A 12,647-nucleotide genomic window follows, 5' to 3' on the forward strand; every position below is an offset into this window, starting at 1 on the left:
TCACGTTGAGAGCTGCACAAGCTGGCGCATGTCGTAAAACTGAGGCTTCAGCTCAGCTATGCGCGGCAGGTATTTGCGACACAATACGTTACGAGATGCGGAATGACGAGAGCAGCTCGCGTCGGCGTGGCACAATTTATCCATTATTCATAAAGCGAGAGGATGGACTTGCAAACAGTGGCAGCAGCAAAAGCAGAGCAGCAGAAGATTTGCGCTCTTGCGCAGACAGTTGTGGCGCTGAAGTGTCCGCGACAGGAACATCAAATGTGAGCGGGGATCGGTTCAGGCTCAGCAGTTCATTTTTTGGCCTAAGTGGTGCTGGAGCGAAAGGCACGCGTTTGGCGCAGACGACCTACAACGTCGGGTAATACCGTGAGCAGGCGGTCGATATCCGCTTCAGTGTTTGTCTTTCCGACGCTGAAGCGCACGCTTGATCGCGATCGCTCGCCACTGAGCCCCATGCACATGAGGACGCTCGATGGATCCGCCTCAGAGGAATTGCAGGCTGCGCCTCGAGAGGCAGCAATGCCGTGCTCGTTGAGGGCCTGCACGAGTGCATCAGCACCGACTCCATCGAAGTACAGGTTGGCAGTATTTGGCAGCCGAGGAGCATCCGCGGCATTCACTCCGGCTTCGGGAATTTGCTGGACGACATAGGATTCGAGTTTGTCGCGTAGGGCTCTGACGCGGTCAATGGAGCCGTCTGAAAATCCTTTGGATGCGACTTCGCAGGCCAGCCCGAGCCCGGTGATGCCGGGGATGTTTTCGGTTCCGGGACGGCGCCCTCGCTCCTGATGTCCGCCGAAGAGTCGCGCACGGAGAGGCGTACCGCGGCGGACGAAGAGCGCTCCAGTGCCTTGCGGGCCATGCATCTTGTGCCCGGTGAGGGTCAACAGATCACAGCCAATTTCGTTGACATCGATGGGGATCTTTCCGGCGGCCTGGACGGCGTCGGTGTGAAACCACGCGTCAGCCTCGGCAGCGATGCGACCGATCTCCACAAAAGGTTGGAGAACGCCTGTTTCATTGTTGGCCATCATGATCGAGATGAGGCTGGTGTTGGGACGCAACGCGCGGCGGATGTCATCGGGGTTCACCTGTCCATTGGAATCGACTGCAAGCCTTGTGACTTCACAGCCTGCCTGCTCGAGTTCCTGGCAGGGGCGAAGGATGGCCGCATGTTCGGTGACACAGGTGATGATGTGATCTCCGGGAGAGGCGAGGCCGAAGAGAGCGAGGTTGTCGCCCTCGGTGCCTCCCGAGGTGAAGACGATCTCGGTTGAGCTGCAACCGATGAGACTCGACACGGAGGTGCGGGCTTGCTTGATGGCAGCAAGTGCGCGTTCGCCAGCGAAGTGCGCAGAGGAAGCATTGCCGAACTGCTCGGAGAAGAATGGGAGCATGCCCTGAAGCACCGCAGGCAACAGCGGCGAGGTCGCGTTATTGTCGAGATAGACGAACGGCATGAGGTCCTCTTAATTTCTCGGTGGCCAGGGCGCAGATGTTGGCGTAGTCCTCTGGCGTATCCATATCTATGTGTATCGCGTTGTCTGGAACCGCGACGTTCGCGGATTGAGCTTCGTGCGAGGCGAGCAAGGTGGAAAGGCGCGAATCGGAGGGAGCGGAAAGTATCTCCTGAAAAAGAGCGCTGGCAATTAGCGTGGGATGACCGCGACGATCGCAGGAGACCGGATAGAGAATATCCCTGCGCATTTCGGCGAAATGCAGAGCCAGTTGGGAAATCGTTTCCGGTGCGACAAGTGGAATGTCAGCAGGAATGACAAAGCACGCGCTCGTGCCGTTAGGGAGCGCGGCGACTCCCGCCTGAACGGACGTAAACATTCCTTGATCGTAGCGTGGATTGACTATGCAGCGCGCGCCAGCCGACTCGGCAATGGGGCGAATTTCGTCAGCACGGTAGCCGAGGACAACCGAGACCTCTGCGATGTCGGCTGCATGGAAAAAGTCGATGACGGCTTCAAGGGCTGTGCAAGGACCGATGGACAGAAGGGGCTTCAACTGGCCCATGCGCGTGGAGTATCCGGCAGCGAGAATGATGGCTGACAGCTTTGGAGGCTGCGGATCCCGACACATGATTGGGGATTTTAGCATCCTGCGGGGGAGGGCGGCGGGTGGAGCGAGGTGGACGTCAAGGGGGGAGGTTGGTGACCTGGGTCGGTGGCGAAGGACAAGAACAAGAATAGGAGCAATAGCGAAGGCGATTTTATGACGCAAAAGTGCAAGCGACCTTAATCCCAACACTTAGCTGGCAATAAGATTTTTTGATAGAAGCCATGTCTTTAACCTTATTGCGTCCAGCGCTGAATGGGTGGTATTAACCAAGTAGCTCCTCCACAAAAGACTCGATTCTGATTCGCCGCACATGGTGGGGGCGGATGGGTTATTTGCAAATGTCGTCAGACACAGCCGAAGCGACGCCTGTAGCTGAAGCAGCGCCTGTTGCTTCTTTATCCTCCCGCAAACTTGCGTTCGATTGGCGAGATGCTGGCCTGCGCGTGGCACTGCCAATCACGGCAATGCTGATCGCGCTGGCAATCGGCGCTGGCATGTTGGTGCTATTGAAGGCCGATCCTCTCACGGCCTATGGCGCACTGGCGCAGGGTGTATTCGGAAATGTGTACGGGTTCACACAATCCCTCGCAAAAGCTACACCGCTGCTGCTCGTTGGACTTGGCATCTGTATCGCATTTCGCGCAAGCGTGATCAACATCGGCGGCGAAGGCCAGATCATTGCGGGAGCGGTGATGGCGACGTGGTTTTCCCTGCATTTCCGCACGTGGTCGGGATCACTACTGATTCCAACAACGATCCTGATGGGATTTGTGGCAGGCGCGGCGTGGGGCTTCATACCGGGCATTCTGAAGGTTCGCTTCAACGTGAACGAAATTCTTAGCACGGTGATGATGAACGCGATCGCGATTCAGTTGATGAACTACCTGCTGCGTGGACCGCTGATGGACCCAAGAGGAATCGAGCAAGGCACGTTCCTGCCGCAATCGGAACGCGTTCCCATGCAAGTGTGGCTGCCGAAGATTGTTCCGCAAACGTTGTTGCATGCCGGAGCGATTGTGGCGGTGGTGTTGGCTCTGCTCGTTTATGTCTTCCTGTGGAGGACGACAATCGGATACCGCATTCGCGCTGTGGGTTTCAACCATGAGGCGTCACGTCATGCGGGGATCAACGTCCCGGTGTATCAGGCATTGTCGCTGACACTGGCTGGCGGATTCGCTGGGTTGGCCGGCACCTTTGAAGTGATCGGAGTGCAGCACCGCCTTGTAGATGGCATCACGAGCGGATATGGCTTCTCTGGAATTGTGGCAGCGCTGTTTGGCGGGCTGCATCCGCTGGGGCTGATCCCGGCGTCGTGGCTGTTTGGCAGTTTGCTGGTGGGCGCTGACAAGATGCAGAGGGCGGTGCAGGTTCCCTCGGCGCTGATCGATACGGTACTTGGCCTGGTGGTGATGTTCGTTGTCGGATCGAATCTGCTGTCTCGCCGCTGGTCTGCTCGCCGCGTAATTGCGGCAGCAAAGGCGGAGGGAGAGTGATGATGTTCCAGGCTGGCGCTGAAGATTCTGTATTACGGCTTCCGGTAATTGTGGGAGTGCTTGCCGCTGCGGTTCGCATGGCAACACCGTACCTGTTTGCCGCAGTGGGTGAAGCTATCGGCCAAAGTTCGGGAGTGCTGAACCTTGGCGTCGATGGTGTGATGCTGCTGGGTGCGTTCGCTTCGTTCTATGTTGTGCTGACGACTGGCAGTTTGTGGCTTGGTGTGATGGCCGCGGTGGTTGTGGGTCTGCTGATGGGACTGCTGATGTCTTTCATCAGCGTGACACTGAAAGCAGAGCAAGGCATCAGCGGCATTGGCCTGTATATGTTTGGCCTGGGACTCTCTTCCCTCCTATTCAAGGTGATGGTTGGCACGGTGAAGACCGTGGTTGGATTCCAGCCGATCAAGATTCCCGTTCTCGGCAACATTCCTATTCTCGGGCAGGTGTTGTTCCAACACAGCCTGCCGGTATATGCGGCATTCCTAACGGTGCCGCTCGCGTGGCTTCTGCTGGACAAGACTACCTGGGGCTTAAAGATCAAGGCAGTCGGGCACAATCCGGCAGCGGCAGACTCGCTGGGCGTGAACGTAAACCTGGTGCGCTATGTCAGCGTCACGATTGGATCAATCATGGCGGGCCTTGCCGGCGCATCGCTTTCACTCACGCTGGTGAACCTGTTCCAAGAAAATCTGACGGCAGGTATGGGCTTCATTGCAGTAGCACTCGTGTACTTCGGCGGATGGCGTCCTGTGGCAATCATGGGCGGCGCACTGCTGTTCAGCACGGTGAATGCTTTCCAGCTGTGGATGCAGGTGCTGAACGTGAAGATCCCATCGGATTTGGCTGTAATGCTCCCTTACGTCCTGACGATTGCGGCTTTGACGTTGTCTCCGAAACTGATGAGGCAACCGGTCGCATTGAACAGGCCGTTTGAACGTGGCGAGCACTAAAGCGATTCGCAATACAAATGCGACGCGAGCTTGTTTGAACTCCGACCCAGAATATTGGGCGGGGCTGCAAGAACCTTGAACAGGAGAATAGGGAATGAACTTTCGCAGTCTGAAGATTGTTGCACTTGCCATGGCGCTGATGGCTATTACATTCAGCGGCTCCCCTGCACAGGCTAAAGCGTTACGCGTCGCAGTTGTAATGCCGAGCGCGACAACAGATATGGCATTCAGCCAATCGATGTTCGCAGCGCTGAAGACGATCCAAAAGGAAGTGGGCGGCGAGTCGGCGATGCACATCTCGTACTCCGAAAACATGTTCAAGGTTCCCGACGCCGCCGCCGCGATTCGCGATTATGCCAGCCAGGGCTACGACATTGTGATTGCCCATGGTTCGCAGTACGGCTCCTCGGTGGATGACATTGCGCGCGAGTTCCCGAAGACGACGTTTGCCTGGGGCACGGATGTGAACACCTTCGGCCTGCCCAACGTTTATGCCTATACGGCGGCAGCAGAGGAAGGCGGGTTTGTGAACGGCGTGCTTGCCGCGAAGCTCACCAAATCGAACGTGATCGGCGTGACCGGCCCGATGGAAGTGGGCGATGCGAAGACCTATGTTTCCGGATTTGTGAAGGGCGTGGCATCAGTGAACCCTAAGATCCGCGTGTCGAAGACGTGGACCGGTTCGTTCTCCGACGTGGCACTGATGACGGCGGCGGCGAAGACGCATATATCCGCGGGTGCCGACATCCTGACCGGATCATCGCAGGCAGTGGTGGGCTCGATTGGCGCGGCAAAGCAAAAGGGACAGGTGCTGTGGTTTGGAACGCAGCAGAATCAGGCTCCGATCGCTCCGGGACTGGTGGTGGCTTCGCAGCAGTATGACTGGACCGGAATTCTGCGCCAGATCATCAACAATCGCAGAAGCGGCAAGCTGGGTGGCGAGAGGTTTGTGCTGCACCTGAACAATGGCGGACTGAAGATTGTGTACAACTCGGCTTACAAGCTGAGTCCGACGGCCAAGGCAGCGGGCGACAAGGCGATCCAAGGGATTTCGAATGGATCGATCAAAGTTACTCCGTAAGTGTTGTTGAGCAGTAATTGGAAAGAGAGATCTAACTCCCTGCTGGATAACGCTGGGAGTTAGATCTGTTTAGAAGCACGTTGAAAATGCGAGGTATGGCAGGATGAAATCATCGTCAGCGTCCACTCCGAAACGCCAGTTGCAACACGTGGAAATGCGCGGGATCACGAAGCGCTTCCCCGGCGTGCTGGCTAATGACAATGTTTCGTTTGACGTCAAGGCTGGCGAAGTGCACTCACTGCTGGGCGAAAACGGCGCAGGCAAGAGCACGCTAATGCGCATGCTGTACGGCCTGTATCGTCCCGATGTGGGCGAGATCCTGGTGGACGGCGTGCCACAAGTGTTCCGGTCGCCGGCCGACGCGATTCGTGCCGGGATCGGAATGATCCACCAGCACTTTATGCTGGTGCCTCACCTGACAGTGGCCGAGAACGTTGCGCTCGGGTTGGCATCCTCTCGCGAACCGATGCTTGACCTGAAGGTAGTGACGCAGCGACTGCGCGAGTTGTCGCAGGCATACGGACTGAAAGTCGATCCCTCTGCGCGCGTGTTACACCTCTCGGTAGGAGAACAGCAACGAGTTGAGATTCTGAAAGCGCTTTACCGCGAAGCCAGCCTCATTATTCTCGATGAGCCGACCGCGGTGCTGACTCCGCAGGAAGTGAATGACCTCTTTACGACGCTGAAGCGCATGGTCAACGAGGGACATGGGCTTGTATTCATCTCGCACAAGCTGAACGAGGTAATGGCCATCAGCGATCGCGTTTCGGCGCTGCGCGACGGCCGCATGATTGGAACGCGTCCGGTGGAAGGTGTGACGCGTGATGAATTGATCACGATGATGGTGGGACGCGAGGTAAAGCCTCTCGCGCCCCAGCCACTAAAGGCTGGGGATGTGATGCTGAAGGTCGAGGATCTGCACGCAGACAGCGACCGCGGTACGGAAGCGCTGCGCGGGGTGAGCCTGGAGATTCGCGCAGGGGAAATCGTGGGCTTGGCGGGAGTTTCCGGCAACGGGCAGCGCGAGCTGGCGGAGTGCCTGGCGGGATTGCGCAAAGTGAAAGCGGGCGAGGTTTCGACCGAGGATAAAGACATCACCCATACGCATGTGCGCCATCGGATGCAGACGGCGGCATATATTCCCGAAGAGCGGATGCGCGATGGCGCCATCAAGGAATTCAGCGTACAGGAGAACCTATTCCTGCGCGATCATTCCTCAAGGAAGTTCCGGTTCGGGATTTTCATGAGCATGAAAAAGATGGCTTCACATGCTCGCGAACTGATACAGGAATTCAACGTAAAGACTCCGGTGTTAGAAACGCCGATCAAGAATCTCTCGGGCGGAAACATTCAAAAGCTGATTATGGCCCGCGAGCTATCGCGCGATCCGAAGTTGCTCATAGCAGCCCAGCCAACACGCGGCGTGGACGTGGGTGCAACTGAATTCATCCATCAGCGGTTGCTGGAACAGCGCTCGGCAGGTAAGGCGATCCTGCTCATCTCGGAAGACCTTGATGAGATACGCAGCCTTTCCGACCGTATTGCGGTGATCTATGAAGGCAAGATCATGGGTGTAGTTGACCGCGATGAAGCGACGCTAGAAGGCATTGGACTGATGATGGCAGGGATTCCCTATGACGAAGCAATGACGAGTTCCGCGCCCGAACCCGCCACATATGGACGCGCAGGGGAGCAGTCGTTTTCTGTCACAAGCGGCGCGTAAGACATCAGACTTTTCGTGGCAGGAGGGCTCACGCTATGCGTGGGCCTTCTCCATTTGCAGGACCTCGGGACTAGAGAGATCGCAATGCTGGAGTATCCATAGGCGTTTTGCTCTCCCACCTTAGCCGCGCAAAGAACGCGCGCCGAAGGCGGGGAACCCGCGGACGTAACAATCTAGAAACCGCTCTAGAGCGGGATGTGCGCCGGTTGGGACCTATTCTGTTCGCGCAAAATGTTGAGTGCAAAAGAACCGGCGGCTCCGTGGAGCCGCCGTAGGCAAGCAGTCGTACAGCACCTCGGATTAGAGGTGAATTGCAAGCTCGACGAAAGGTGCGTTAGCAAGCGATCCATTGTTGTAAGGATGGAGATGGAGGTCGTTGCCGAACTTGTTGCGCCAGTATTCGTATCCAACGCCGATGGAGTAGTTGTGCTTTTCACCGAGGAGCGAGCCAACGTTGTACATCAGCTTGGGGTGGAGCAGGGTTTCCGGCTTGGTACCGTTGCCGAAGCCATCCCGGCCCTTGGTGCTGTTCAACTCGGCGAAGCCTTCGAAGGAGAAGGGTGCCTTGCCGACCTTGATGGGAATGCCCCATGCAGTGGAGATCATCGCGGCACTATTAAAGGTCACACCCTTGGAAACGATTCCGTTGTTATTCCACTCTTTATCCCACAGCAGCGAAACATCCCAGAAGCCCTTCGGAACCTTGATGGCAAAGGTGGGTCCGAGGACAAGCATGCGCTTGGCGGAGGCGAATGCGTTGTTCTTGGTGTTCAGATCGGCACCGGCGGTGACAAGCACGTCCTTCACAGGGCCGAACGAGAAAGCTTTCGTCTTCAAAGTGCGGTTCAAGCTCACATCGTGGCGATACACAACGTAGACCTCAACAGCGCCTTCCTTAGTGTCGGTGCTGGAGATCGGATCGGTGTGATTGGACTTGAGCATGTCGATGTTGAGGAAGTTATTCCCCAACTTGTTGCCGCCATCTACGTGGGTGAAGGAAAGGATGTTCTTCGAAATGTTTTCGCCGTTGTTGGTGCCTGGTTCGCGGAACGAGTTGCTGTACCAATAACGGATCTGATTGTCCTGGAACTGCGCATGAGCTAGTTGAGTACTGAAAGTCGCACCGAATAGAACAGCCGCCGCTAGTAACCTCTTGAACACTTAAACCTCCAATAATCCCCGTTGATGGGGTAAAAAGACATCGGAGTAAAGGGGTCCGATGACAGATTTGGCCACACAGCATCCCACGTGAGTTCCTGGGCGCTGACAGTACTCTGCGCTATTGTTTTTACAGTTCTTACAGTTCTTTACTTGACTTGAGTAGTGATGGGAGAGTAGCAGAATTCGGGAACTTTGACCTACCACAATCTTCTTATCAGCTTTATTAAATGCTCTTATACCTATAAGGAAGGAACTAGGAGGAAGTACTGCGCGGGAGCAGGAAAGCTCAAGGAATCACCACTTAAGCGGTGAAGGCGCGATTGAGAGATGCTACACTGTGCGCACCGGAAACACAAACGCATGCGCGATTTTATTCTCCTCTACATCAACGGGCAAAGCCATGAAATCCGCGGCGACGCTGCGTTTCACACTATTGCGGATTACGTGCGGCGCGACCTGGGATTCACCGGCACAAAAGTGGTTTGCGCGGAGGGCGACTGCGGATCCTGCACCGTGCTATTAGGACGGCCGCATGATGGCGCAGTTGAGTATCGCTCAGTTTGCTCGTGCATCCAGTTCGTGTTTCAGGCGGACGGTTGCCACGTAGTGACGGTTGAGGGTCTGTGCAAGCATGACTCCGCGCTTGGCCCCGTACAGCAAGCGCTGGTCGATCACAATGGAACGCAGTGCGGTTACTGCACGCCGGGAATCGTGATGTCGATCCATGCGCTGCTGGAGACGGACTCCGTGCTAACGGAAGAGCGATTGCGGCAGGGATTGGTCGGAAACCTGTGCCGCTGCACGGGATACGATTCGATTGTGCGCGCTGGGATGAACGTGAACACGCAACGCGTCGCGCGCATGAACGAGTTGTTCAACTCGACTGTGATGCGGGATGAGTTGATGAGCGCGGGTGGAAGTGCAGTTTGCGTGGAGGCTTCGGGTAAGACGTTCTATAAGCCGGTTCTGCTGAAGGAAGCTGCAACCTTTCGGGCCGCGCATCCGGAATGCGTGATCCTCTCCGGCGGGACAGATCTTGGCGTGCAGGTGAATAAGGGCTCGCGCCAACTGAGGACAATCCTGAGCACCACGGCGATTGCGGAGTTGCGGGAACTGCGAGTGGAGAACACGGAAATTGTAGCCGGGGCAAACACGTCGGTCGCAGAGTTGGAGGCCGTTACAGCAAAGGCGCTCCCGGCGTATGCAGAATTGCTCGGCAGGTTTGGGTCACCGCAGATTAAGAACGCGGCTACGATAGGCGGCAATATCGCCAACGCCTCTCCAATTGGTGACACAATGCCGGCATTGTTCGTGCTGAATGCTGAAGTCGAATTGTGGGGACCACGCGGCTCGCGGCGGGTCAACATCAATGAGTTCTACACGGGGTACAAGAAGTCTGTTGCTACTGCCGATGAACTCATTCGCCGAGTGCGTATTCCGCTGCTCGGGGCCACGGAGAAGTTAAAGCTGTATAAAGTATCAAAGCGTGCGGACCTCGATATCTCCACATTCAGTGCCGCGATTTGGCTGAAGATCATGGGCGACAGAATTGAGGATGTGCGGATTGCGTATGGAGGCGTGGCGGCGACAATTGTTCGCCTGCGCAGCACGGAAGAGCGCTTGAAGGGTTCTCAGTTCTCGCTCGAATCATTCGTCGCGGCAGGAGACGTTGCGCTCTCAGAGGTCGCACCGATCAGTGATGTGCGAAGCTCGGCAGACTATCGGAACCGGTTGGCAGCGAACATCCTGCAGAAGATGTACTACGAGTTGGAATCCGAGAACTCACGCGCAAACACGGTGAGTGCCCACTAGAGAGGAACGACAAATGCCATCGGTTGGCAAGAACATTCCGCATGACTCCTCTGTGGGGCACGTGAGCGGGCGCACAATGTTTCTCGGGGACGTGCTGCCGTTGCGCAACGAGTTGCTGGTGGACTTTGTCGGAAGTCCGGTAGCGCATGGACGTGTGCGTTCGATCGATTTATCGGCGGCAGCCGAAGTGCCGGGGGTGGTGGCGTTGCTGACGCACAAGGATGTCCCCGGGCACAATCGTTTCGGCAGCATCATGAAAGATGAGCATCTGCTTGCCGAGGATACCGTAGACTACGTTGGCGATCCTATTGTGCTGATTGTCGCGGGGAGCCGAGAGGCGATTGAGGCGGCAAGGAGAGTAGTTCGGGTCGATATTGAAGTGTTGCCGCCGATCCTTTCCATCAACGAGGCGATTGCAGCCGAGAGCTTTATTGCCAAGACTACGAAGATCGAACGAGGCGATCCCATGGGGGCGCTAGCACGGGCTGAGCATCGGTTGGATGGGACACTGGTCACGGGTGGGCAGGAGCACTTCTATTTTGAATCGCAGACGGCGATTGCCGAGCCCGGCGAATATGGGCGAATGACCATTCATTCCTCTACGCAGCATCCCACGGAAACTCAGCAGGTCGCGGCAGAAGCGCTGGGCGTTCCTTTCAGCCATGTCGTGGTGGTATGCAAGCGCATGGGTGGAGCGTTTGGCGGCAAAGAGACACAGGCAGCGGCCCCGGCGGCACTGGCAGCTATTGCGGCCCGAAAGACAGGTCGTCCCTGCCGGATTGCCCTGAGCAAAGATGATGACATGCGCTACACGGGGAAGCGTCATCCTTTCCAGAGTCGATGGTCGGTGAGCTTCGATTCAACGGGACGAATTACCGCGCTGTCGCTCGATCTCTACGCAGATGCTGGGTGCGCGTGCGACGTGTCTCCGTCAATTCTGGAGCGGGCATTGCTCCATTCCGATAATGCATACTTCATTCCGAACTTTCGTGTCACGGGCCGACTGTGCAAGACGAACTACGCCAGCAATACGGCTTTTCGTGGGTTTGGAGGACCGCAAGGCGTTGTCAATATCGAGAACATTATCGAAGAGCTCGCACTGCACCTTGGCAAGGATGCGCTCGACATTCGAGAGATCAACTGCTATGGAGAAGGTGAACGCGACATCACGCCTTACGGACAACAGGTCACGAACAACACGCTTCCAAAGCTACTCTCGGAATTGAGGCTCGCGAGCGACTACGACGTGCGGCAGAACGCGGTTGCCGAATTCAACGCTAAGAGCCAAACGCAAGTACGCGGGCTTTCGCTGACACCAGTGAAGTTCGGCATCTCGTTTACGACGAAAATGCTGAACCAAGCGAACGCGCTCGTCAACGTGTACACCGACGGAAGCGTGATGGTTTCGACGGGCGGCACGGAAATGGGGCAAGGTCTGAACACGCGGCTACGGCAGATAGTGGCCGATGAGCTTGGCATCGCATTTGCCGACGTGATCATTGCGCCAACAAGTACGGACAAGAATAACAACACATCGGCTACAGCGGCCTCGACCGGAACTGACCTGAATGGTGCTGCCGCACAGGACGCATGTCGAAAGCTTCGTGGAAGATTGGCGCAGTTCGCGGCGACGCTGCTGGCAAATGCGAAGAGCGGGTTGAGTCCTGAGCCTGAGCAGGTCCGATTTTCTGATGGCGTGGTGTATGACGTGCGCGAGCCTGAGTCGCGGATCAGTTTCAAGGAACTTGTGGCAAAGGCCTATCGAGAGCGCATTAACCTGGGCGAGCGCGGCTTCTACGCGACAGCGGGAGTTGAATTCGATCGCGAGGCCGGGCGAGGGACACCATTCCTGTATTACACAAATGCTGTGGCGGCCTCGGAAGTAGAGGTCGATCGCTTTACTGGCGAGTTGAAGGTCACGCGAGTGGATCTGATGGTAGATGCGGGAGAAAGCATCAACCCGGGAATCGATCGCGGCCAGGTGATTGGCGCATTCATGCAAGGGCTTGGGTGGGTCACGAACGAGGAATTGAAATATTCGGCACGGGGAGAACTGCTGTCGCATTCGCCCACGACGTACAAGATTCCGAATATTGGCGATCTGCCGAAGGTTCTCAATCTTGAGTTTCTGGCAAACACCGAGAACACACCCAACCTATTGCGCAGCAAGGCTCTTGGCGAACCTCCGTTTCTGCTTGGGATCTCTGTGTGGACAGCGGCGAAGCGAGCACTGGCGACCGTGAATCCCACGGCGGCACGCAAGCTGGCACTGCCGGCCACGGCGGAGAGATTGCTGCTGGCGATGGAAGAACGACAAACGAAGTCGCAACCTGCATCGGCAAGCTAAGGAC

General features: G+C 56.7%; 9 protein-coding genes. 6 read left to right on the forward strand and 3 right to left on the reverse strand.

Going from position 1 to position 12,647, the window contains the following annotated elements; genetic code table 11:
- Positions 1-308: 308 nt before the first annotated feature.
- The gene (locus AC6IY8_RS07725; RefSeq protein WP_497778212.1) at positions 309-1,466 is read right to left on the reverse strand and encodes a cysteine desulfurase family protein; all 1,158 of its coding nucleotides are present in this window, start codon (positions 1,464-1,466) and stop codon (positions 309-311) included.
- Positions 1,441-2,094: a nucleotidyltransferase family protein gene (locus tag AC6IY8_RS07730; RefSeq protein WP_497778213.1), complete on the reverse strand. Its 654-nt coding sequence runs from the start codon at positions 2,092-2,094 to the stop codon at positions 1,441-1,443. Before AC6IY8_RS07730 ends, AC6IY8_RS07725 begins: the two co-directional genes overlap by 26 nt.
- 317 nt (positions 2,095-2,411) lie before the next feature.
- On the opposite strand from AC6IY8_RS07730, the gene AC6IY8_RS07735 reads away from it, so the two are divergent.
- The 4 genes from AC6IY8_RS07735 (at position 2,412) to AC6IY8_RS07750 (ending at position 7,323) form a co-directional block, all read left to right on the forward strand.
- Complete coding sequence (locus AC6IY8_RS07735) at positions 2,412-3,566, forward strand: ABC transporter permease (protein ID WP_497778214.1); 1,155 nt, start codon at positions 2,412-2,414, stop codon at positions 3,564-3,566.
- A complete protein-coding gene (locus tag AC6IY8_RS07740) occupies positions 3,566-4,519 on the forward strand; it encodes an ABC transporter permease (protein WP_497778215.1) in 954 nt (317 codons plus the stop codon). Before AC6IY8_RS07735 ends, AC6IY8_RS07740 begins: the two co-directional genes overlap by 1 nt.
- A 94-nt stretch (positions 4,520-4,613) precedes the next feature.
- Positions 4,614-5,600 (forward strand): BMP family protein, encoded by a 987-nt coding sequence (locus AC6IY8_RS07745; RefSeq protein WP_497778216.1) that lies wholly within the window; start codon positions 4,614-4,616, stop codon positions 5,598-5,600.
- 103 nt (positions 5,601-5,703) lie between these two features.
- On the forward strand, positions 5,704-7,323 hold the full coding sequence (locus AC6IY8_RS07750; protein WP_497778217.1) for an ABC transporter ATP-binding protein: 1,620 nt from the start codon (positions 5,704-5,706) through the stop codon (positions 7,321-7,323).
- 300 nt (positions 7,324-7,623) lie between these two features.
- On the opposite strand, the gene AC6IY8_RS07755 is transcribed toward AC6IY8_RS07750, so the two are convergent.
- Positions 7,624-8,484 (reverse strand): hypothetical protein, encoded by an 861-nt coding sequence (locus tag AC6IY8_RS07755; protein ID WP_497778218.1) that lies wholly within the window; start codon positions 8,482-8,484, stop codon positions 7,624-7,626.
- 360 nt (positions 8,485-8,844) lie between these two features.
- On the opposite strand from AC6IY8_RS07755, the gene xdhA reads away from it, so the two are divergent.
- Positions 8,845-10,296 carry a xanthine dehydrogenase small subunit gene (gene xdhA, locus AC6IY8_RS07760; protein WP_497778219.1) on the forward strand — a complete coding sequence of 484 codons (1,452 nt, stop codon included), beginning with the start codon at positions 8,845-8,847 and terminating at the stop codon, positions 10,294-10,296.
- 13 nt (positions 10,297-10,309) lie between these two features.
- Positions 10,310-12,643 (forward strand): xanthine dehydrogenase molybdopterin binding subunit, encoded by a 2,334-nt coding sequence (xdhB, locus tag AC6IY8_RS07765; protein WP_497778220.1) that lies wholly within the window; start codon positions 10,310-10,312, stop codon positions 12,641-12,643.
- Positions 12,644-12,647 lie beyond the last annotated feature (4 nt).

It is taken from the genome of Koromonas soli, assembly GCF_059726265.1.

Bases quoted from the DNA above. Each gene is read 5' to 3' on its own strand.
- AC6IY8_RS07725 (WP_497778212.1), bottom strand. From the start codon at position 1,466: ATGCCGTTCGTCTATCTCGACAATAACGCGACCTCGCCGCTGTTGCCT.
- AC6IY8_RS07730 (WP_497778213.1), bottom strand. From the start codon at position 2,094: ATGTGTCGGGATCCGCAGCCTCCAAAGCTGTCAGCCATCATTCTCGCT.
- AC6IY8_RS07735 (WP_497778214.1), top strand. From the start codon at position 2,412: ATGTCGTCAGACACAGCCGAAGCGACGCCTGTAGCTGAAGCAGCGCCT.
- AC6IY8_RS07740 (WP_497778215.1), top strand. From the start codon at position 3,566: ATGATGTTCCAGGCTGGCGCTGAAGATTCTGTATTACGGCTTCCGGTA.
- AC6IY8_RS07745 (WP_497778216.1), top strand. From the start codon at position 4,614: ATGAACTTTCGCAGTCTGAAGATTGTTGCACTTGCCATGGCGCTGATG.
- AC6IY8_RS07750 (WP_497778217.1), top strand. From the start codon at position 5,704: ATGAAATCATCGTCAGCGTCCACTCCGAAACGCCAGTTGCAACACGTG.
- xdhA (WP_497778219.1), top strand. From the start codon at position 8,845: ATGCGCGATTTTATTCTCCTCTACATCAACGGGCAAAGCCATGAAATC.
- xdhB (WP_497778220.1), top strand. From the start codon at position 10,310: ATGCCATCGGTTGGCAAGAACATTCCGCATGACTCCTCTGTGGGGCAC.